At 72.8% G+C, this 22,139-nt stretch carries 8 protein-coding genes; 3 read left to right on the plus strand and 5 right to left on the minus strand.

What is annotated here, in order from left to right; genetic code table 11:
* Positions 1–99: 99 nt before the first annotated feature.
* The 4 genes from N5875_RS02275 to N5875_RS02290 all read right to left on the minus strand — a co-directional run bounded on the left by N5875_RS02275 (position 100) and on the right by N5875_RS02290 (position 17,412).
* Positions 100–312, minus strand: coding sequence for an MbtH family protein (locus tag N5875_RS02275; RefSeq protein ID WP_318210526.1), 213 nt, complete (start codon positions 310–312; stop codon positions 100–102).
* Positions 309–14,717, minus strand: coding sequence for an amino acid adenylation domain-containing protein (locus tag N5875_RS02280; RefSeq protein WP_338491518.1), 14,409 nt, complete (start codon positions 14,715–14,717; stop codon positions 309–311). Before N5875_RS02280 ends, N5875_RS02275 begins: the two co-directional genes overlap by 4 nt.
* Positions 14,718–14,851: 134 nt before the next feature.
* A complete protein-coding gene (locus N5875_RS02285) occupies positions 14,852–15,910 on the minus strand; it encodes an iron-siderophore ABC transporter substrate-binding protein (RefSeq protein ID WP_318210528.1) in 1,059 nt (352 codons plus the stop codon).
* Positions 15,911–16,017: 107 nt separating this feature from the next.
* Entirely contained in the window at positions 16,018–17,412 is a 1,395-nt protein-coding gene (locus tag N5875_RS02290) for a lysine N(6)-hydroxylase/L-ornithine N(5)-oxygenase family protein (RefSeq protein WP_338491519.1), read from the minus strand.
* Between the two features lie 242 nt (positions 17,413–17,654).
* On the opposite strand from N5875_RS02290, the gene N5875_RS02295 reads away from it, so the two are divergent.
* Positions 17,655–18,602 (plus strand): methionyl-tRNA formyltransferase, encoded by a 948-nt coding sequence (locus N5875_RS02295; RefSeq protein ID WP_338491521.1) that lies wholly within the window; start codon positions 17,655–17,657, stop codon positions 18,600–18,602.
* Between the two features lie 151 nt (positions 18,603–18,753).
* Positions 18,754–19,524: a MarR family winged helix-turn-helix transcriptional regulator gene (locus tag N5875_RS02300; protein WP_338491523.1), complete on the plus strand. Its 771-nt coding sequence runs from the start codon at positions 18,754–18,756 to the stop codon at positions 19,522–19,524.
* On the opposite strand, the gene N5875_RS02305 is transcribed toward N5875_RS02300, so the two are convergent.
* Positions 19,464–21,299 carry an ABC transporter ATP-binding protein gene (locus tag N5875_RS02305; RefSeq protein WP_338491524.1) on the minus strand — a complete coding sequence of 612 codons (1,836 nt, stop codon included), beginning with the start codon at positions 21,297–21,299 and terminating at the stop codon, positions 19,464–19,466. The two genes, N5875_RS02300 and N5875_RS02305, sit on opposite strands and share 61 nt — an antisense overlap.
* A 74-nt stretch (positions 21,300–21,373) precedes the next feature.
* On the opposite strand from N5875_RS02305, the gene N5875_RS02310 reads away from it, so the two are divergent.
* Positions 21,374–21,964 carry a TetR/AcrR family transcriptional regulator gene (locus N5875_RS02310; protein WP_318210533.1) on the plus strand — a complete coding sequence of 197 codons (591 nt, stop codon included), beginning with the start codon at positions 21,374–21,376 and terminating at the stop codon, positions 21,962–21,964.
* Positions 21,965–22,139 lie beyond the last annotated feature (175 nt).

Consider the following 22,139-nt stretch of genomic DNA (forward strand, 5'->3'; position numbering starts at 1 on the left):
GGTCTCCCCCCGGGGCGCGCGGGCCGGCGGCCTCGCGACCACGGGGAAAGGGGCGGTACGACGATGCGTCGTACCGCCCCTTCTCGTCGTGACCCCTGGTCAGTCCTGGAGGGCGGCGATGAGGCTCGCCGGGCGCAGGTCGGTCCAGTGGGTCTCCACGTAGGCCAGGCATTCCTCACGGGTGTCCTCGCCGAAGACGGTCCGCCACCCGGCGGGGACCTCGGCGAAGGAGGGCCACAGCGAGTGCTGGTTCTCGTCGTTGACCAGAACCAGGAAGCGGCCCTGCGGGTCCTCGAACGGGTTGGTGCTCATGCGTTCTCACTCCTCTTGTGTGTCACACCGAACAGCTGGGACAGGGGCTGTTCGGAGTCGTCCGTCACGGCGCGCAGCAGGGCCCGCAGTTCCTCGGCGAGCCGACGCGTCTTCTCGGCGCCGAGCCGGTCCGTCGCGTGGATCAGGCCGCAGTGCACGGGCCCTTCGCCGCGGGGCTCGTAGAAGCTGAGGGTCAGCTCCGCGCGGGTGGATCCGGTCGGCACGGCGACCAGGTCACCGACGCCGCCCTCCAGTCGTTCCAGGTCGGCCTGCTCGTGGTGGATCACCATCACCTGGGGGCCCTCCGGCCGCAGACCGGCCGTGCGGACGACCTCGTCGAAGGGGACGTCCTGCCGGTCGAGGGCGCTCAGCGTGGTCTCCCGTACCCGGGTCAGGAGTTCGGCGAACGTCGGGTCGCCCGCCGTGTCGGTGCGCAGCACGACCGTGTTGAAGAAGCAGCCCACGAGGTCGGCGAGCTGGTCGTCGCCGCGCCCGGCGACCATCGTGCCGATGGGCAGGTCGGTGCCCGCCCCGTGGCTGGTGAGCAGGGCGGCGAGGGCCGCGTGCAGCACCATGAACATGCTGGTGCCGGTGGCCTGCGCGAGCCGGTCCACATCCGCGTGCAGCCGCTCGTCGAGCATGAACTCGACGACTCCGGCGGCCCGGCTCCCCCGTTGGGCGGGGACGGAGGTCCGTGCCTCCGTGGGCAGTCCCAGTTCCCGGGGTGCGTCGGCGAGCGTCCGCCGCCAGTACGCCAGTTGGCGGCCGGCGCGGCTGTCGGGGTCGGCCGGGTCTCCGAGGACCTCGCGGGCCCAGCGGGCGTAGTCGCCGTAACTCACGGGAAGTGGCGCCCAGTCGGGTGACCGCCCGGCCGTCCGCGCCCCGTACGCGGTGGTGAGGTCGCGGAACAGCGGGACCACCGACCACTCGTCGACGGCCAGGTAGTGCAGGGTCAGCAGCACCGCCTGGGCTCCGTCGGTGTCGGTGAGCAGCCGGGCTCGCAGCGGGGCCTCCCGCTCCAGGTCCGGTGCGGAGGCGGCCAGTTCGGCGAGCCGTGCGTCGAGGTCCGCGCACTGCTCGACGGCCAGGTCCGGCGCCTCGACGGCCCGGCGGACCAGGGTTCCTTCGTGGTCGGCGAAGGCGGTGCGGAGCGGTTCGTGGCGGGCGGTCACGTCGGCGAGCGCCGAGGCGAGTGCGTCGGCGTCCAGGCCGCCGGGCGAGCGCAGCACGAGTGCGTGGTCGAAGCCGGGATCGCGCCGGTACGCCTGCCACTGCCACCGCTGTACGGGTGCCACCGGCGGCTCCGTGCCGTCGGCGGTCCCGGGCGCGGCCGGGCGCAGGGCGGGACGTGCCGCGCTCGCGCCCTCCAGCTTGCCCGCGATGCCGGCGACGGTGAGGGCGTCGAAGACGTCGCGGATGCTCAGCTCGACGCCGAACTCGGCACGGATGCGGCCCAGGAGCCGCATGGAGGCCATGGAGTGACCGCCGAGCGCGAAGAAGCTGTCGTGCACGCCGACGCCGTCGAGCTTGAGGATCTCGCAGAACAGGTCGGCGATGCGCGCCTGCGTCTCGGTCGCGGGGACGGCGTCTCCGGTCATCGCCGACCAGTCCGGCGCGGGCAGCGCCTTCTGGTCGAGCTTGCCGTTCGGGGTGAGCGGCAGCGGGCCGTCGAGCGGGACGACGAGGGCGGGGACCATGTACTCGGGCAGGACGGCGGCGACGTGGGCGCGCAGTTCCTGGGGGTCGAGGGCGAGGTCCGCGCCGGGCTCGGGTACGGCGTAGCCGACGAGGCGGACGATGTCGCCGTCGCGGTCGGGCAGGACGGCGGCCTGGGCGACCGAGGGGTGCCCGGCGAGGGCGGCCTCGATCTCGCCCAGTTCGATGCGGAAGCCGCGGATCTTGACCTGGGTGTCGACCCGGCCGAGGAAGTCCAGGTTGCCGTCGGCGCGCCAGCGGGCCCGGTCGCCGGTGCGGTACATCCGGCTGCCGGGGGCGCCGTACGGGTCGGCGACGAACCGTTCCGAGCTGAGCCCGGCCTGCCCGAGGTAGCCCCGGGCGAGGCCGCGCCCTGCCACGTACAGCTCGCCGATCACGCCCGGCGGGACGGGCCGGAGGTGCTCGTCGAGGACGTAGCAGCGGGTGTTGGGGTCCGGGCGGCCGATGGGCACCCGGCCGGTGGCGCGGCCGCCGTGCTCGCGGGCGGGCCACAGGGTGGAGTTGACGGTCGCCTCGGTGAGCCCGTACGCGCAGATCAGGTTCGCGGTGGCGCCGAAGCGTTCGAAGAGGTCCGGCGGCACGGTCTCGGTGCCGACCAGGACGGTCGACCCCTCGGGCAGTCGGCAGCCGGGCGGCAGGGCCGACACCAGCGAGGGCGGCAGGATCATATGGGTGATCCGCTGGTCTTCGAGGAAGTCGGTGAGGGCGGGTCCGGCGACCCGGGCCTCGTCGGTGATGAGGACGAGCCGTCCGCCGTTACAGAGGGCCATGGCCAGTTCGAAGGCGAAGACGTCGAAGCCGATGGAGGCGAACTGGAGGACCCGGCTGTCGTGTTCCAGACCCATCCGGTCGACCGCCGTGGCGACCAGGCTGGCGATGCCCTCGTGCGGGACGACGACGCCCTTGGGGCGGCCGGTCGAACCGGAGGTGTAGATCACGTACGCGGCCTGGTCGAGGCCCGCCGGGCCGCCGGCCGGCGGGGTCCAGGGCAGGGCGTCGAGCTCGGCGGCGACGTCCGGGGCGTCGAGCAGCAGCACCGGGACGCCGTCGACGTCGGGGATCTTCCCGGCGACGGGCTCGGTGCCGACCACGACGGCGGCGCCGGAGTTCTCGATCATGTAGCTGAGGCGGTCGCCGGGGTGGACGAGGTCCAGCGGCAGGAACGCGGCCCCGAGCTTCAGGGCGGCGACGACCGTGGCGATCATGTCGACCGAGCGCGGCACGGCCACGCCGACGACGCTCTCGGCACCGACACCGCGGGCGGCGAGCAGCCGGGCGAGCCGGTTGGCGCGGGCGTCTAGCTGGGCGTACGTCACCGAGCGGGAGCGCTCGACGACGGCGACGGCGTCGGGACGCTCGGCCACCCACCGGGCGAAGAGCGCCGGGAGGGTCTTCTCGTCGACCTCGCGGGGCAGCCCGTTGAAGCCCTCCAGGACGAGGCGGTGCTCCTCGTCGGTGAGGATCCCGGCCTCGGACAGCGGCCGGTCGGGGGCGGCGACCAGGGTCGCGACCAGCCTGCCGAGGCGGTCGCCGATGCGCTCGGCGGTCTCCTGGTCGAAGAGCTCGGTGGCGAACTCCAGGCGGCAGCCGAGGGAGTCGCCGGCGCCGTCGGCCGAGGTGTGCTCGGTGAAGCTGAACACGAGGTCGAACTTGGCGGTGCCGATCCGGTGCGGCAGATGGCCGGCTTCGAGTCCGGGCAGCCGCAGGGCCTCGTCCGTACGGGCGTGGTAGCCGACCATCACCTGGAACAGCGGGTTCCGGGCGAGGGAGCGGGTCGGGTTGAGCTTCTCCACGACCGACTCGAAGGGCACGTCGGCATGGGAGAACGCGGCGAGGTCGGTCTCCCGGACACGGCCGAGGAGTTCGGTGAAGGACGGGTCTCCGCCGAGGTCGGTGCGGAGCACCAGGGTGTTGACGAAGAAGCCGACGAGCTCGTCCAGGGCCTCGTCGCCGCGGCCCGCGATGGGCGCGCCGAGCGGGATGTCCGTCCCGGCGCCGAGGCGGTGGAGCAGGGCGGCCACGGCCGCGTGCGCGACCATGAACATGCTGGCGCCGGTGTCGCGGGCGAGTCGCCGCAGGCCCTCGTGGACGGTGCGGTCGAAGGTGATGTCGAGTTCGGCGCCGGTGAAGGCCGGGCGGGCGGGCCGCGGCCGGTCGGTGGGGAGTTCCAGTTCCTCGGGGGCGCCGGCCAGGGCCGTGCGCCAGTGCTCCAGCTGCCGGGCGGCGAGGCTGTCGGGGTCGGCCGGGTCGCCCAGGAGCTTCTGCTGCCAGAGGGCGTAGTCGGCGTACTGGACGGGCAGCGGCTCCCAGTCGGGCGCGGCGCCCGCGAGGCGGGCGGTGTAGGCGGTGGTCAGGTCCCGCAGGAAGGGGCGGTCGGACCACTCGTCGGTGGTGATGTGGTGGAGCAGCAGGACGACGACGTGCTCGTCGGGCGCCATCTCCACGACCGTGGCGCGGATGGGGAGTTCGGAGGCGAGGTCGAAGGGCCGCCGGACGGCCGCGTCGACGAGGCCGGGGAGCTCGTCCTCGGTGGCGCGCAGGTGCTCGACGGCCGGGGTGGCCGCACCGGCGGGCAGGATCCGCTGGTACGCCTGGCCGTCGCTCTCGCGCTCGGCGAAGAGCGTCCGCAGAGCCTCGTGCCGGTCGGTCACGTCGGCGAGGGCTGCGCTCCACGCCGTACGGTCGAAGGTGCCGCGCAGCCGCATGACCAGCGGGAAGTTGTACGCGGCGGAGGTGCACTCGATCTGCTGGATGACCCACAGGCGCTGCTGGGCGTGCGAGAGCGGCAGTTCGTCGGGGCGCTCGGCCGCGACGAGCGCCGGGCGGGCGGCACCCCGCGAGGCGGCTGCGCGCTCGACGAGTTCGGCGACGGTCGGCGCCTCGAACAGGTCTCGGATCGCCAGCTCGGCGTCGAGGGCGGTACGGGCCCGGCTGACGAGCCTGGTGGCGAGGAGCGAGTGTCCGCCGAGGTCGAAGAAGTCGCTGTCGATGCCGACGCTGCCGGCCGGCATGCCGAGCACCTCCGCGAAGAGCCCGCACAGGGTCTCCTCCCGCGGGGTGCGGGGTGCGCGGCTGGTGCCCGTGCCGGTGAGGTCGGGCGCGGGCAGGGCCTTGACGTCGAGCTTGCCGTTGACGGTCAGCGGCAGGGTGGCGACGGGGACCAGGGCCGTGGGCACCATGTAGTCGGGGAGGCGGGACTTGAGGTGGTCGCGGAGCCGCTGGACGAGGTCCGCGTCCTCACCGGACGTGGAGTCCTCGCGTACGAAGTAGCCGACGAGGCGCTTGGTGCCGGCGGTCTCGTGGACGACGACGGCCGCGTGGGCGACCTCGGGGTGGGCGGACAGGGCCGAGGAGATCTCGCCGAGTTCGATGCGGTAGCCGCGGATCTTGACCTGGTCGTCGGTGCGGCCGAGGAAGTCGAGCAGGCCGTCGGGGCGCTGCCGGACGAGGTCGCCCGTGCGGTACATGCGCTCGCCGGGCTCCCCGTAGGGGTCGGCCACGAACCGCTCGGCGTTCAGCGCGGCCCGGTCGTGGTAGCCGCGGGCGAGGCCGGTGCCGGCGATGTACAGCTCGCCGGGGCAGCCCGGGGGGACGGGCCGCAGCATCGTGTCGAGGACATGGGCGCGGGTGTTGCGGATGGGCCTGCCGACGGTCGGGGTGGCGCTCTCGGTGGTGGAGCCGCCGAGGGTGTTGATCGTGTACTCGGTGGGGCCGTAGAGGTTGTACCCGTACGTGCCCTCGGTGCGCCGCAGCTGCGTCCAGACGGTGTCGGAGACGGCCTCGCCGCCGAGCAGGACGAGCGCCGGGCGGTGCGTGCCCGCGGCCTCGTCCCGGTCGAGGAGGCCCTCCTCGATGAGGAGCTGGGCGTAGGTGGGCGTCACGTTGACGACGTCGACGCGGTGCTCGTCGCAGTAGGCGACCAGTGCTTCGGCGTCGCGTCGGAGTTCCTCGTCGCAGACGTGCACCTCATGGCCCTCGACGAGCCAGAGCAGCTCCTCCCACGACATGTCGAAGGCGAAGGACACGGTGTGCGCGATGCGGAGGCGTCGGCCGCCGGCGGAGGCGATGGCCGGGTCGAAGATCTCCTTCTGGTGGTTGAGCTGCATGTTCGTCAGGCCCCGGTAGGGGGTGACGACGCCCTTGGGGCGGCCGGTGGAACCGGAGGTGTAGATGACGTACGCCGGGAACTCCAGGCGGCCGGGCACCCCGTGGGCGAACGCGGGCCGCTCGGCGTCGGTGATCCCGTCCCCGGACAGCGCGGCGAGCTCGGCGAGCACGGCCTCGTCGTCGAGGAGGACTTCGAGGGCGACGGGGCCGTCCTCGCGCCGCAGCGTCGGGGCGACGGCGGTGGTGGACAGCAGGCAGAGGGGTCCGGTGTCCTCGGCCATCAGCCGCAGCCGGTCGGCGGGGTGGTCGAGGTCGAGCGGCAGGTACGCGGCGCCGGTCCGCAGGACGGCGAAGAGCGCGGCGACCATCTCGATGGACCGGGGCAGCGCGAGCGCCACGACCTTCTCGGGGCCGGCGCCTCGGGCGAGCAGCAGCCGGGCGAGCCGGTTGACCTGCGCGTCGAGTTCGGCGTACGTGAGGGCGCGCTCGCCGAAGACCAGCGCGACGGCGTCCGGGGTCCGGGCGACCTGGGCGGTGAGCATGTCGGCGACGGTCTCGTCCGGCACCGGCTCGCGGCCCGACTCCCGGGCGATGGCCAGCGCCGCGCTCTCCTCCGGGAGCAGCAGGTCCACGCCGACGGTGCGCGCGGCTTCGGCGGTGGGCCCCGCGAGGGCCTCGCCGAGACGGTCGAGGACGGTGGTGAACCGGGCGAGGATCGTGCCGGCGGCGTCCGCGTCGAAGAGGTCGGGGCGGGCGGCCAGGGTGACCTTCAGGCGGGCGCCCGGGGTGACGATCAGGGTGAGCGGGAAGTGGGTACCGTCCACGTTCGACACGTCGGTGATGCCGTGGCGTTCGCGGAGGGCGGCGGCGCGGTCCTCGCCGTCGGCCGAGCGGAGCACGAAGAGGGTGTCGAAGAGGCGGCGGTGACCGGACTCCTGCTGGAGGGTGCCCAGGCCCACGTACTCGTACGGCATGACGGCGGCGCGCTCGGACTGCATGCGGCGCAGCAGGGCGAGCAGGGGCTCGTCCGGGGTGAAGGCGACCCGGGCGGGGACCGTGTTGAGGAACATGCCGATGATGCCGGCCACGTTCGGGACGTCCGCCGGCCGTCCGGCGACGGCCGTGCCGAAGGCGACGTCGGCGCGGCCCGTCATGGCCGAGAGCACCAGGGCCCAGGCCGCGTTGAGGACGGTGTTCAGGGTGAGTCCGTGCCTGCGGGCGACGGTACGGAGCCGGTCACCGGCCTCCTGGGTGAGGAGCGCGTCGAAGTCCACCGGGATGACCGGGCCGGTGTCACGTCCGGACGGGGCGAGCAGCGTCGGCTCGTCGAAACCGGCGAGGGCCCCGCGCCAGGCGTCGAGGGCGACCGAGGTGTCCTGGGCGTCCAGCCAGGCGAGGTGGTCGCGGTACGAGCCGGGCAGCGGGAGGCCCGTGGGGTCACCGGCGCGCTCGTACAGCGTGAACAGCTCTTCCAGGAACAGCCAGGCGGACCAGCCGTCCCAGAGGATGAGGTGATGGGTGACGACGAGCTTGTCCCGGCCGTCGCCGAGGCGGATGAGGAGCAGTCGGCAGAGGGGCGCGGCGGAGAGGTCGAAGCGCTGCCTGCGGTCGGCGGCGAGGAGTTCCTCGGTGCGGGTGCGCTGTTCCTCGGCGGGCAGCCCGGAGAGGTCCGCTTCGACGAGCGGGATCTCGGCGCCGTCCACGATGAACTGGACGGGGCCGGGCAGGCCGTCGCTGGTGAATCCGGCGCGGAGGCCGGTGTTGCGGTCGAGGAGGGTGCGGCAGGCGGCGCGCAGCCGGTCGGCGTCGATCCGGCGGTCGAGGTCCAGGGTCTCCTGGGACTGGTAGACGTCGAGCGCGTCGCCCGCGTCGTAGGTGGCGTGGAAGTACATGCCCTCCTGGAGCGGGGAGAGCGGCCAGATGTCCGCGACGGGCAGCCCTGCGGCGGCGTGGACGCGGGCGGTCTCGTCCGGGGTGAGCTCCGGTCCGCCGAGCGGCGCGGGGGCCGGGGGCTCCGGGGCCGGGGGCGCCATCGGCGGCGCGGCGGCGGTCAGCTGGTCGAGGAGGGCCCGCAGTGCGGGGTCGACGGCGGCGCCGGACTGCTGCTGGAGGGCGAGGACGGCCTGGAGCGCGGCGGCTGCCTGCCCGGCGTCGGACGCGGAGACGGTCACGCCGTCGGAGTGCACGGGTACCTCGGTGGAGTCGGTGGTCGGGGGCGCCTCGGCGTCCCCGTGGGTGGCGGCGGCCGCGGCGAGGGCGGCGGGGGTGCGGTGCTCGAACACATCGCGGGGGCTGAGGGTCAGGCCCTTCTCACGCGCGCGCGTGGCGACGGCGATGGAGCTGAGGCTGTCGCCGCCGAGGACGAAGAAGTCGTCGTCGACGCCGGTTCCGGGGACGCCGAGGACCGCCTCGAAGATCTCGCAGAGGGCGCGCTCGCGGTCGTCGCGCGGCGCGCGGCCGGCGGCCCGGGGCGCGATCTCGGGTGCGGGCAGGGCGTTCTGGTCGAGCTTGCCGCTGGGCGTCAGCGGCAGTTCGGCGAGGACGACGACGGCGCTCGGCACCATGGCGGCGGGCAGCGCCTCGGTGAGGGCCGTGTGGAGGGCCTCGGAGGTGGGAGTGGCGCCGGGGGCGGGGACGGCGTAGCCGAGGAGGGCGCCGTCGCGGACGATCACGGCCGCGCGGGCCACGCCGGTCAGCGCGGCGAGGGCGGTCTCGATCTCGCCGAGTTCGACGCGGTTGCCGCGGATCTTGACCTGGCGGTCGGTGCGGCCGAGGTACTCGACGGCGCCGTCGGCGCGGCGGCGCACCAGGTCGCCGGTGCGGTACATCCGCTCCCCCGGCGCCCCGGACGGGTCGGCGACGAACCGTTCGGCGGTGAGGGCGGGGCGGTCGTGGTAGGCGCGGGCCAGCTGGACGCCGGCGAGGTACAGCTCCCCGGGCACCCCGTCGGGCACCGGGCGCAGGAACGGGTCCAGGACGTGCAGCCGGGTGTTCCAGACGGGCCGGCCGATCGGAACCGCCGGCTCGGCGCCTCCCTCGTACGGGAAGAAGGTGACGTCGACGGCCGCCTCGGTGGGGCCGTACAGGTTGTGCAGGGGTACGGGGGTGCGCCCGGAGCGTGAGGTCAGCTCCCACCAGCGGCGGGCGTCGGCTCCGCCGAGGGCCTCGCCGCTGCAGAACACCCGGCGCAAGCTCGCCGCCCAGTCGGGGGCGTCCGGGGTCGACTCCATGGCCTGGACGAACGCGGCCAGCATCGACGGTACGAAGTGCGTGGTGGTGATGCCTCGTTCGGCGATGAGACGGGCCAGGTACGCCGGGTCGCGGTGGCCGTCCGGGCGGGCGAGGACGACGGTCGCGCCCTCGGTCAGCGCCCAGAAGAACTCCCACACCGACACGTCGAAACTGGACGGGGTCTTCTGGAGGACCCGGTCGTCGGCGGTGAGCCCGTACGCGCCCTGCATCCAGGCGAGCCGGTTGACGATGGCGCGGTGGGTGACGGCGACGCCCTTGGGGCGGCCGGTGGAGCCAGAGGTGTAGATGAGGTAGGCGGGGTGGTCGGGGCCGGCGGCCCGTACCGGAGTGCCGGGTGCGGTGCTCTCCGGGGCCTCCTCGCCCACGACGACCTGTTCGAGGTCCGCCACGGCGGGCAGCCGCCCCGCCGCCTCGGCCGTCGTCACGACGAGCCGCGCGCCCGAGTCGGTGAGCATGAACGCCACCCGGTCGGCGGGGTAGTCGAGATCGACGGGCAGATAGGCGGCGCCCGCCTTGAGGACGCCGAGCAGTGCGACCATCAGCTCGGCCGAGCGCGGGACGGCGACGGCCACGTACTCCTCGGGTCCCGCGCCGCGTTCCCGCAGTCGCCGCGCCAGGGCCTCGGCCCGCCGGTCGAGTTCGGCGTAGCTGAGGGTGGTGTCGTCGAAGACGACGGCCGGGGCGTGCGGGGTACGGGCCACCCGGTCGGCGAAGAGCGAGGTGAGCGTCGCTTCGGGGACGGGGTGGGCGGTGGCGTTGAGCTCGGTGAGGTGCGCGCGCTCGCGGTCGGACAGCAGGTCGGTCCGGGCGACGAGCCGGTCGGGCTCGGCGACCACGGTCCGCAGCAGGGCGGTGAACCGGTTGGCGAGGACGGCCACGGCCACCTGGTCGAGCCGGGCGGCGTGGTGCTTGAACCGCAGCAGCAGGCCTTCGGCGGCGGGCTCGACGACGAGCGCGAGCGGGTAGTGGACGGCGTCGAGCACCTCGGCGCCGGTGACCAGCGCCTCCCCCGCGTCCTGTCCGTCTCCGCCCGGGTAGTTCTCGAACACCACGAGGGTGTCGAAGAGTTCGCCGCCGCCCGCGATCCGCTGGATGTCGGCGAGCCCGAGGTGCTGGTGGTCGAGGAGGGCCGCGTGCTCGTCCTGGACGCGGCGGAGCAGCTCGGTCAGCGTCTCCTCGGGGCGGAGGGTCACCCGGGCGGGGACGGTGTTGATGAAGAGGCCGACGGCGGAGTCCAGGCCCGCGACCTCGGTGGTCCGCCCGGAGACGGTGGTGCCGAAGACGACGTCCCGGCCGCCGGTGAGCGCGCCGAGCAGCAGCCCCCACACGCCGTGGAAGACGCTGCTCAGGGTGAGGCCGTGGGTCCTGGCGTACGTGGTCAGCGCGTCGCTGAGGTCGTTCGGCAGGCGGGTGTCGACGTGCTCGGGGCGGGCGGGCGCTTCGGCCGTGTCGTCACCCGGGGTGGTGAGCGCGGGGAGCCGTGTCGGGCCGTCGAGGCCGGCGAGGGCCTGTCGCCATGCGTCGCGTGCGGTGTCGCGGTCACGGCCGGCGAGCCAGGAGAGGTACGGCTCCGGGGCCACGGGTTCCGGCAGTGCGGCGCCCCGGTAGGCGTCGGTCAGTTCCCGCAGCAGGACGGCGACCGACCAGCCGTCGGCGACGATGTGGTGGAGGGTCAGGAGGAGCCGGTGGTGCCGGCCGTCCTTGATGAGGGTGGCGCGCAGGAGCGGGGGGCGGTCGAGGGCGAACCGCTCGGCGCGGTCGGCGCGGAGGATGTCGTCCAGGCCGGTCTCGGCGGTGTCGGCCTCGCGCCAGGGGAGGGTCACGTGGTCGGCGAGCCGCTGGACGACCTCGCCGCCGGGGAGCTGCCGGAACGAGGCGCGCAGCAGCGGGTGCCGGTCGAGGAGCAGCTGGAGCGCGCGGCGGAGGCGGTCGGGGTCGACGGTCCCGGCGAGGTCGAGGAGTTCCTGGACGAAGTAGAGGTCGGCGGTCTGGTGGTCGAACTCGGCGTGGAAGAAGAAACCTTCCTGGAGTGGGGAGACCGGCAGCGCGTCCGGGTCGAGCTCCACCCGCGGCCGGGCCGGGGCGGGGGCTGTCTCGCCGGCGGTCCGGGCGAGGGCGGCCACGGTCCGACTCCGGAACACGTCGCGCGGGGTGATCGCGAGCCCGGCCTCGCGGGCGCGGTTCACCAGCTGGATGGCGACGATGCTGTCGCCGCCGAGTTCGAAGAAGCTGTCGTGGACGCCGACGGACGGCAGGCCGAGGACGTCGGCGAACAGTGCGGCGAGCGCGGTCTCAGCGGGGGTGCTGGGGGTGTCGGTGCCGGTCAGGGAGGTCCAGCGGGGCTCGGGCAGGGCCTTGGCGTCGAGCTTGCCGTTGGGGGTGAGCGGCAGCGGGCCGTCGAGGACGACGACGGCGGTCGGCACCATGTGCTCGGGCAGGGCGTCGGTCACGCGGGCGCGTGCGGCGGCCACTGCGGAGCCGGAGCCGGGGTCCGTGCCGGCGACGGTGCCGGCCACGCCGGTCGCGGCTTCGGTGGTCCCGGCCTCGGTGGTCGCGACTTCGGTCTCCGCTTCGGCGGTCCCGGCCTCCGTCCCCGTGTCGGCCGTCGCGCCCTCCGGGACCAGGTACGCGACCAGCCGCTTCACCCCACGGTGGTCCTCGCGGGCCAGGACGGCGGCCTGGGCGATGCCCTCGCAGGCCATGAAGGCGCTCTCGATCTCGCCCGGCTCCACGCGGTGGCCGCGGATCTTGATCTGGCCGTCGGCGCGGCCGAGGAACTCCAGGTTGCCGTCGGCGCCCCAGCGGACCCGGTCGCCCGTGCGGTACATGCGGGTGCCGGGAGGCCCGTACGGGTCGGCGACGAACCGCTCGGAGGTCAGCGCGTGGCGGCCCAGGTAGCCGCGTGCGAGGCCGCGCCCGGAGACGTACAGCTCGCCCTCCGCGCCGACGGGGACGGGCCGGAGCGCCGTGTCGAGGACGTACGCGCGCGTGTTGGGGTCGGGGCGGCCGATGGGCGCGGGTCCCGGGCGGTCGGGGTCGGCGAGCCAGAGCGTGGAGTTGACGGTCGCCTCGGTGAGTCCGTACGCGACGACGACCCGGAGCCGGCCGTCCCAGCGGGCGATCAGTTCGCTGGGGACCGCCTCGGTGCCGACGACGAGGACGGCGCCCTGCGGGAGTTCGCACTCCTGCGGCAGCGCGGAGACGAGCGAGGGCGGCAGGATCATGTGGGTGGCGCGGTGGCGCGCGATGTACTCGGTGAGCGCGGGGCCCGCGACCCGGCGCTCGGCGGGGACGAGGATGATCCGGCCGCCGACGCAGAGGGACATGATCAGGTCCCAGACCGTCACGTCGAAGCCGACGGAGGCGAACTGGACGACCCGGCTCTCGGCGGTGACGCCGATCCGGTCGGTGGCGGTGGCGATGAGGCTGCCGACGCCGTCGTGCGAAACGACGACTCCCTTGGGGCGGCCCGTCGAGCCGGAGGTGTAGATGACGTACGCGGCCTGGCCGAGGGCGACCACCGGTCCCGGTGCGGGGTCGGTGGCGGCGGCGAGGGCGGCCTCGGTGGCCGGGTCGTCGAGCAGCAGATGACTGATTCCCGCTGTCTCCGGGAGGTCGCCCGCGAGGTCGCGGACGGTGACGACGGTGCGGGCCCCGGCGTCGGACAGCATGTAGGCGATGCGGTCCTGCGGGTGGTCCGCGTCCAGCGGCAGATAGGCGGCGCCGGCCTTCATCACGGCGAGCAGGGCCACCACGAGCTCCGGTGAGCGGGGCAGGGCCACGCCCACCACGTCCTCGGCGCCGACGCCCCGGGAGCGGAGGAGACGGGCGAGCCGGTCGGCGGCGTCGTCGAGTGCGGCGTACGTGAGCTCCCGGTCCTCGCAGACGAGCGCGACGGCCTCGGGGCTGCGGCGGACCTGTCGCTCGAACGCGGCGGGCCAGGACAGTTCGGGCGCCTCGCGGGGCGCGACGCCGAAATCGTCGAGGAGACGGGAGCGTTCGGCGTCGGAGGTGAGTTCGATACGGCCGACGGGGCGGTCCAGGTCACCGGTGAGGGCGTCGAGGAGGGCGAGGAAGCGGCGCTCGTGGTCGGCGAGGGTGGCCGCGTCGCAGACGTCGGCGTCCACGTCGAGGTGGACGGTGTGTCCGCGGCCGTCCGTGCCCTCGGCGAAGCTGAACGCCAGGTCGCTGACCGGGCCGAGCCATTCCGGGCGGAGCTCTGCCCGGTGGTCGGCGAAGCGCAGGTCCTCCGAGCGGGGCAGGATGTTGACGGTCGGCCCGACGAGTTCCGGGACGCCGTCGACGAGGCCGAGTTCCCTGGCCAGGTCCTCGGCGCGGTAGCGCCCGTGGGCGACGGCGTCGGCGACGGCCTCGCGCACCTGGGCGACGAGGGCGGCGCCGGTGGTGCCGGGGTGCACGGCGAGGCGCAGCGGGACGATGTTGGACACCATGCCGGGGACGGTCGCGGAGACCTCGGCCTCGCGGGCGGCGACCGGCAGTCCGAGGACGAGGTCCTGTTCGCCGCCGGCGCGGTGCAGATAGGCGGCGACGGCCGCGAGCAGGAGCCGGGACGGACGCACGCCCGCGGTCCGGGCGGCGGCGTCCAGCCGTTCGACGGTTTCGGGGGACAGCGCGGCGGTCCGCCGCAGCCGTCGGGTCATGGGGGTGGCGGCCCGGTCGACGAGCCGTACGGGCTCGGTCCGCCCGGCCATCCGTTCCAGCCACCAGGCGCGGTCGGCGGCGTGCCGCTCGGAGGCGCGGTACGCGCGGTCGGCGGCGACGAGCCGGGAGAGCGACCAGTCACGGGGCTCGGACGCCTCGGCCCCCGCGGTGTACAGCTCGCCGGCCCGCCGGGTGATGAGCGCGACGCCCATCCCGTCCATCACGATGTGGTGGTAGCGCTGGCACCACAGGACGCGGTCGTCGGCGAGCCGCAGCAGGGCGTGGGCGAACAGCGGGTCGAGCGCGAGGTTGACGGGGCGGTCGCGGTCGGCGGCCATCCACGCGGCGGCGGCCTCGTCGGGGTCGGCGGCATCGCGCAGGTCCACGACCGTGACGTCGACGGGGAGGGTGAGGGTACGGGGCGTCTGGCGCGGCCCGTCGTCGCCGGGTGTGACCCGTACGTGCAGGCACTCGGCCTCTTCGACGGCCTGGCGGACGCCGACGGTGAGGCGGTCGAGGTCGATGGCGCCGCGGAGGTGCAGCGCGAACACGATGTTGTAGGCGGAGCTGTCCGGTTCGATCTGCTGGGCCAGCCAGATGCCGGATTGCCCGCCGGTGACGGGGAGGCCGGAGGGGGTGTTCCGGTCCGACGACTCGACGTCAAACATCGTACGAAGTGGCCTTTCCCTGGAGGTGCGTGGCAGGCGGGTGGCGACGGAAGCCGCCGACGGCGTGGCGAGAGGTTCCGCCACGCCGTCGGTCGGGTCAGCTGGTGGCTCGGTGGCGCGTCAGCCGGTGGGCATCACTTGACGGCCGTGAGGAGCGGCTCGATCTCTTCGATGGCGTACGGGATCGACAGCACGGTGTTGAAGGAGAACGCGGCACCGATGTCCGGGCCCTGGTACGGCACGAACAGGTCGCGCTTCTCCTGGTTGACCTTGAGCTTCTTGTAGAGCGGCTCGGCCTTGATGCGGTCGTTGGCCTCGGTGCTGGAGGTGACCCAGACGAGCCGGTCGACATCGAGGACGTTCAGCTTCTCCGCGCTGAGGTCGGCGACGTTGAAGCCCGGCTTGGCCAGGGTGTCGATCTCCGGCTTGAGCTTGAAGCCCAGCTCCTGGAAGAAGATCGACTTGGGGTCGGTCTTCGTGAACGCCGAGTACTTGCCGGCCTCGAAGCTGTCGGCGACGGCGAGCGTCTTGGTGGCCCACTCGGGGTGCTTGGCGCGGACGGCCTTGAACCGGGCGTCGATGTCCGAGATCAGCTTGGTGGCTTCGGCGTCCTTGCCGAGCGCCTTGCCGATCTGCTGGGTCATCGTCTGCCAGGGAGCGCCGTAGTCCGGGTGGTCCTTGGGCTGGGCGACGACCTTGGTGAACTTGGAGAGCGTGTCGTACTGCTCCTTCTTCATCCCCGAGTACTGGGCGATGACCAGGTCCGGCTTGAGCGCCGCGATCTTCTCGATGTTGTACTCGTCGCGCTCACCGACGATCTCCGGCTGGGTCGAACCCCACTTGTCCTTGGTCCAGGGCCACTTGCCGTACGGCTTCTCCTTGAACCAGTCGACGGCGCCGGCCGGCTTGACGCCGAGGGCGAGGACGGCGTCCTGGTCGGAGAGACCGAGGGTGACGATCGTCTTCGGCTCCTTGTCGATCGTCGTGGAGCCGTACTTGTGCGCCACCGTGACGGGGAACGCGGCGGGCTTGCCGCCCCCGTCGGCCGAGGCGGAGGTGGTGGCGGACGGCGACTCGGTCTTCTCGGTCCCTCCGCCGCAGGCGGCGAGGGCGAGGGCCGCCACCGCGAGGACAGCCACACGGGGGGCGGATCTGGCGAACCGGGCCAGAGCGGGACGTGCACCAGCGGACACGGACGTTCCTTTCGGGGATTCACAGTGCGTGCCACGCCCCTCGGGTGCGAAGGTGCCGCCCGGCGGGGTGTGGCCTTTGTTGCGTGGGGGGTGGAGCGGGGGTGGCGCTAGCGCGCCGTGCCGACGCCGTCGGCCATGGGCCGGGCCTCGTCGGCGGTGGGGACGGGGGCGTCGACGGAGGCGTCGAGCGAGGTGACCGCGGTGGCCGGGTTCCGGTCGAGGACCGAGGCGAGGATCTCGCCGACCCTGATCGCGGTGTTGGAGAGCAGCGACGACGTGATGCCGTGGGTGTGCTCCGTGCCGCCCTGGAGGTAGATGCCGCAGCTCAGTTCGGGATCGGTGGCGAGCCGGTAGTCCCGCTCGACGCGGACCCGTCCCTGGTCGTCGCGGTGGCAGCGGTCGGCGACCGGGCCGAGGAGGCCGAGGGGTTCGGCGGGGCTGTATCCGGTGGCGTAGACGACGACGTCGGCGTCGAGGACCGTCTCCTCGCCCGTGACGAGGGAGGTGACGAAGGCGCGGACCTTGTCCGGGCCGTCCTCGACGCCGGTGAGCCGGGAGATGTTGATGAAGCGCAGCCGCTCGGTGCCGAGGACCTTCTCCTGGTACGCCTGGCGGTAGAGGTCGTCGATGAGGTCGATGTCCACCACGGAGTAGTTGGTGTTCCCGTGGTAGTCCATCAGCTTGCGCTTGATGTCGTCGGGAGCCGTGAAGTACTCGTCGACGGCGTCGGGGTCGAAGATCCGGTTGGCGAAGGCGCTGTCGTCGGCGGGGCTGTAGCCGTAGCGGGAGAAGACGGCGCAGATCTCGGCCTCGGGGAAACGACGGTGCAGATAGGCCACGTTCTCGGCGGCACTCTGTCCGGCGCCGACGACGACGATGCGCCGGGGGTCGGTGCCTTCCAGGCTCTCCACCTTGGCGAGCAGGTCGGAGTTGTGCCAGACACGGTCGCTGCGCTCGACGCCTTCCGGCATGCGCGGACGAAGTCCCGTACCGAGGACGAGGTTTCGGGCGCGGTGCACGACGAGCTCCGAGCCCGAGCGGGCGGTCACGTCGAGGTACTCGACGACGCCGTCACGCTCGACCGGTTCCACGGAGACGATCTCGTGGCCGTACGACACCATGTCGTCGACCTTGGACGCGGCCCACTCGAAGTAGTCGTGGAACTCGACGCGCAGCGGGAAGAGGTTCTTGTGGTTGACGAAGTCGATCAGCCGGCCCTTGCTCTGCAGGTAGCAGAGGAAGCTGTATTCGCTGGTCGGATTGCGCAGCGTCACCAGGTCCTTGAGGAAGGACACCTGCATGGTCGCGTCGTCGATCAGCATGCCGCGGTGCCAGCCGAAACGTGGCTGGCGCTCGAAGAAGTGGGCGGTGACCGCTTCCTGCCTTCCGACGCGTGCGTTGTGCTCGCTGAGCGCTATCGCCATGGCCACATTGGACGGCCCGAAGCCGATACCGATGAGGTCGTGGACCAGAGGTGCGTCACCAGGAGGAACCTGCGACATGTCACTCCCATCGTGCGGGAAGAAGGCTGAGGGGAACAGGGGGCATCGGGCGCACCGGTGGCACCGGCGGCCGAGCAGAACTTAGGTAAAGCTAACCTGATCTAGCGAAGCTGTCGATGGGTCAAAACGGGCAATGCGCGGCCGGTCGATCTCAACGACCGAATAAATCAAGCCAGTTGCACTGTTAGGTAAGCCTTGCTTTACTTGCTGACGGTCAATCGCTCTTTCCGAGGAGGAACCCGATGCGGGTCGTCATGTTCGGTTATCAGACCTGGGGCCATCGCACCCTCCAAGCGCTCCTGGACTCCGAACACGACGTGGTGCTCGTCGTGACGCACCCCAAGAGCGAGCACGCCTACGAGAAGATCTGGAGCGACTCGGTCGCCGACCTGGCGGAGGAGCACGGCGTCCCGGTCGTGATCCGCAACAGGCCCGACGACGACGAGCTGTTCGCGCGCCTCAAGGAGGCGGACCCGGACATCATCGTCGCCAACAACTGGCGTACGTGGATCCCGCCGCACATCTACAACCTGCCTCGCCACGGCACGCTGAACATCCACGACTCGCTGCTGCCCAAGTACGCCGGCTTCTCGCCGCTCATCTGGGCCCTCATCAACGGCGAGCCCGAAGTCGGCGTCACCGCCCACATGATGGACGAGGTGCTCGACGCCGGCGACATCGTCCAGCAGCACGCGGTCCCCGTCGGGCCGAAGGACACGACGACCGACCTCTTCCACAAGACGGTCGACCTCATCGCCCCGGTCACGATCGGCGCGCTCGACCAGATCGCCTCCGGACAGGCCGAGTTCACGAAGCAGGACCGCTCCCAGGCCAGCTTCTTCCACAAGCGGGCCGAGGAGGACATCCGGATCGACTGGAACTGGCCGGCCGACGCCCTGGAGCGGCTCGTCCGCGCCCAGTCCGCGCCCTACCCGAGCGCCTTCACCTTCCACCGGGGCAAGCGACTCGAGGTCCTCTCCGCGTTCGTCTCCGAGGGACGGTACGGCGGCACCCCCGGCCGCATCTTCTACCGCGAGGGCGAGGGTGTCGTGATCGTCGCCGGCGCCGACGCCCGCACGGGCCGCAACCACGGCCTGGCCATCACCCGCGTACGGACGGAGGACGGCCGCGAGCTGCCCGCGACCGAGTACTTCACGTCCATGGGCGGCTACCTCACCGCCCGACCCTGAGCGCATGCGACCGGAACACGTCGAAGGGGGCCGCCGGGCGCGCGCGAGCCGCGTGACGGCCCCACTGCGAGCATTGGGTAGGTTAACCCAACCCAACTGTGTGGTGCGGCAGTTGAAGCCCCACGGCCCGAACGGACAGTGAGGCACGACGATGGAACAGCCGATCGTCAACGGCATGGCGTGCGACACCTCCGGCGCGACCTTCGCCATCGTCGGCATAGCGAACATGCCGACCGACTGGGCGAAGGTCTTCAGCTCCCTCGCCGAGGCGGTGGGCGCGGGTGCGGGCGCGGGTGCGGGCGCGGGCGCGGGCGCGGGCGCGGGCGCGGGCGCGGGCGCGGGCGCGGGCGCGAGCACGGACACCGGCACCGGGGAACGTACCGCCGTCGTCACGGCCGCGCCCTCCATGAGCATGACGCCTCCCAGCGTGCTGAACCTCAACGCGTACCTCATGTACGCGCTCGGCAAGGCCGCACGCCGGCGGCTCACGGACAAGCTGGAGGGCCGTGGACTCCGTCTGTGGCACCTCACCGTGATGACGCTGCTCGCCGACCTGGGACCCCAGATGAAGACGGCCCTCGCGTCACGACTCGACATGAACGCCAGCGACCTGGTGAAGATCGTCAACGACCTCGACCGCATCGGGCTGGTGGACTGCGACCGGGACCAGACGGACCGGCGCCGTGTCGTGGTGCGGCTCACCACGGACGGCAGGTCGTACCTCGCGGACCTCAGCGCCGAGATCGCGTCCACGGACGACGAGATCCTGGCCCCCCTCGACGCAAGCGAACGCGCACAACTCGGTTCTCTGCTGCGCCGGGTGCACAGTCATCTCGAACCCGCTCCGCCCGGCGCGAGCCCTCAGTTCGCGCCGGCGCCGGTGGGCACGGAGATGCGCAGGGACTCCACCAGTTCGCGGTAGAGGGTGTCCGAGGCCATCAGTTCCTCGTGCCGCCCCCGGGCCCTGACCCGGCCGGCCTCCATGACGACGATGGTGTCCGCGTCGATCACCGTCGACAGGCGGTGGGCGATGGTCACCACGGCGCCGGTGTCCGCACGGGAGCGGACGCACTCCTGCACGGCCGCCTCCGTCAGGCCGTCGAGCTGAGCGGTGGCCTCGTCGAGGAGCAGGACGTCGGGGGTGGCCAGGAGGGCCCGGGCCAGCGCGATGCGCTGTCGCTCACCCCCCGACACGTTCGCGGTGGCGAGGGGCGTGTCCAGACCCTCGTCCAGGGCGTCGACCTTCTCCACGAGCCGTACTTCGTGGAGGACGCGCCGCAGTTCCTCCGGGGTGGCGTCGGGCCGGGCGAGCAGCAGGTTGTCGCGGATCGTACCGGGGACGACCGGGGTGTCCTGCTCGACGTAGGCGAGGCGGGCCCGGATGTCGGCGTGGGCGTGGTCGCGGTACGGCCGTCCGTCGAGGAGCAGTTCGCCGCCGGTGGGCTCCAGGAACCGCAGCACCAGGGAGAACAAGGTCGTCTTGCCCGCACCCGACGGACCGACGACGGCCGTGTGGCCGCGCCGGGGTATGACGAGGTCGATGTCCCGTACGGCCGCCTCGGTGTCCGGTCCGTAGGCGGCGGTGACGTTCCGCAGCTCCAGGACGGGCACGTCGTCGCGCGGTTCGGGGTGTTCCCGGGGGTCCCTGAGCCTCTCGGGGTCCCTGAGCTTCTCCGGGTCCCTGAGCTTCTCGGGGTCAAGGGCGGATGCGCCCGCGGACGGTGCCGTCCCCTCCTCCTCGGACGGCAGGGCGTCTGCCTGCCGGATGCGTTCGGCGGCGGCGATGCCGGACTGCAGGGTGGTCACGTTCTGGCTGAGTTCGGTGATCGGGTCCATGAGGGCGAAGGCGTAGAGGAGGAAGGCGATCAGGCCGGACACCTCGAGCCGGCCCTCGCCGACGCGCCAGGCGCCGACGGCGAGGATCGCGATGATGGCCAGGTTGACGCCGGACCAGGCGGTCGTCCAGGCCAGCGCCTCGCGGCGGACGGCCCGGATCCCGTGCTCGGCCGACGCGCGCGCGTCGGCGAGGATCCGCTCGGTCATGCGCTCCTCGGCGCGGTTGACCTTGACGGTACGGATCGCTCGCAGTGTGCCTTCGAGGACACCGCCGAGCCGTCCGACGTACTCCTGGGCCTGCTGCTGCGACTGGGCGATGCCGGGCATGAGGAGCGCGAAGGCCGCGCCGACGAGGACGACGGCGGCCACCGTGGTGGCCAGCAGCACCGGGTCGAGGAAGGCCATGAGGACGAGGCTGCCCACCAGTTTGACCGCCCCGTTGACCAGGCCGACGAAGGAGGCGGCGGTGGCCTCGCGGAGCAGCACGGTGTCGGAGGTGACGCGGGTGACGAGTTCGCCGGTGGGGCTGCGGGTGATGCCGGGCACGGTGGCGCGCAGGAAGCGCCGCACCATCGACTCGCGGGCGTCGAGGACCACCCGCTCCCCCAGCGCCCCGAGCAGAATCCACTGCCGGTAGGACACCGCGCTGCCGACGACGAGCAGCACGAGGAGCGCCGCCACGGGTCCGGTGAGGGAGGACGAGCTGCCCAGGGCGTCGAGCACGTGCTTGGTGACCATGGGCGAGGCGAGGCCCAGGGCGGCGGCGACCAGGGCGAGGCCGAGGCCCTGGATCAGGGTGCGCCGGTGCGGGCGGGCGAAGGACCACAGGATGCCGAGGCGTGGCGTGGCGGAGGTGACCATATCCACAATGGAACATCTCTGTTCCAGAAAGGTCAAAGGATTTCCCAAACGGCATGAGGCGATACCGTGGGCGCATGGGGTCCGACGACACTCCCGCGCACGGCGCGGCCACCCGCGAGAGCGCCACGCGCGCCCGCACTCGGCGCGCGATCCTCGACGCCGCCGTCTCCGTGCTCACCGCCGACCACGGCGCCTCGCTCGGCGATGTCGCCGAGGCGGCCGGGGTGGGGCGGACCACCGTCCACCGGTACTTCCCCGAGCGCTCCGACCTGCTCGCCGCGATCGGCGCGGACATCCGCGAACGGGTCGCCGCCGCGGCCGACCGGGCGCGGCTCGACGACGGGTCGGCGCCCGAGGCGATGGAGCGGCTCTGCCTGGAGTTCTTCGAACTCGGCGACGGGCTGCTCCTGCTGTACGACGTACCGCAGTTCGTGACCTGGTCCGGCATCGAGGAGGAGACCGCGTCCGACCAGGCCCTGCTGACTCTCGTCCGGCGCGGACAGGAGGACGGAACACTCGACCCCGAGGTCGACGCCGGCTGGCTCCAGGACGTCATGTGGGCCCTGCTGTACGCCGCCTGGATCCAGGCGCGCGACCAGGGCACCCCCAAGCACACGGCCCTCTCCCTGTGCCTGCGAACCCTCCGCAAGGCCGTCGCACCGTAGGGACTCCGGCGTCGCACCGCATGGGACTCCGACGTCGCGCCCTACGGGCTCCGGCCGGGTGCCGTGTTGATCACATCGAGATCGAACCCCCTGGCGCTCGACCCCAAGCAGGAATAGGTTAGGCTCACCTAACAAGCACCGAGTTGCCGCTGCCCCGCAGACATCCGTCCGTGGG

The sequence above is a fragment of the Streptomyces sp. SJL17-4 genome, from assembly GCF_036826855.1.
Taxonomy (GTDB): domain Bacteria; phylum Actinomycetota; class Actinomycetes; order Streptomycetales; family Streptomycetaceae; genus Streptomyces.

Bases quoted from the DNA above. Each gene is read 5' to 3' on its own strand.
- N5875_RS02275 (WP_318210526.1), bottom strand. From the start codon at position 312: ATGAGCACCAACCCGTTCGAGGACCCGCAGGGCCGCTTCCTGGTTCTG.
- N5875_RS02280 (WP_338491518.1), bottom strand. From the start codon at position 14,717: ATGTTTGACGTCGAGTCGTCGGACCGGAACACCCCCTCCGGCCTCCCC.
- N5875_RS02290 (WP_338491519.1), bottom strand. From the start codon at position 17,412: ATGTCGCAGGTTCCTCCTGGTGACGCACCTCTGGTCCACGACCTCATC.
- N5875_RS02295 (WP_338491521.1), top strand. From the start codon at position 17,655: ATGCGGGTCGTCATGTTCGGTTATCAGACCTGGGGCCATCGCACCCTC.
- N5875_RS02300 (WP_338491523.1), top strand. From the start codon at position 18,754: ATGGAACAGCCGATCGTCAACGGCATGGCGTGCGACACCTCCGGCGCG.
- N5875_RS02305 (WP_338491524.1), bottom strand. From the start codon at position 21,299: ATGGTCACCTCCGCCACGCCACGCCTCGGCATCCTGTGGTCCTTCGCC.
- N5875_RS02310 (WP_318210533.1), top strand. From the start codon at position 21,374: ATGGGGTCCGACGACACTCCCGCGCACGGCGCGGCCACCCGCGAGAGC.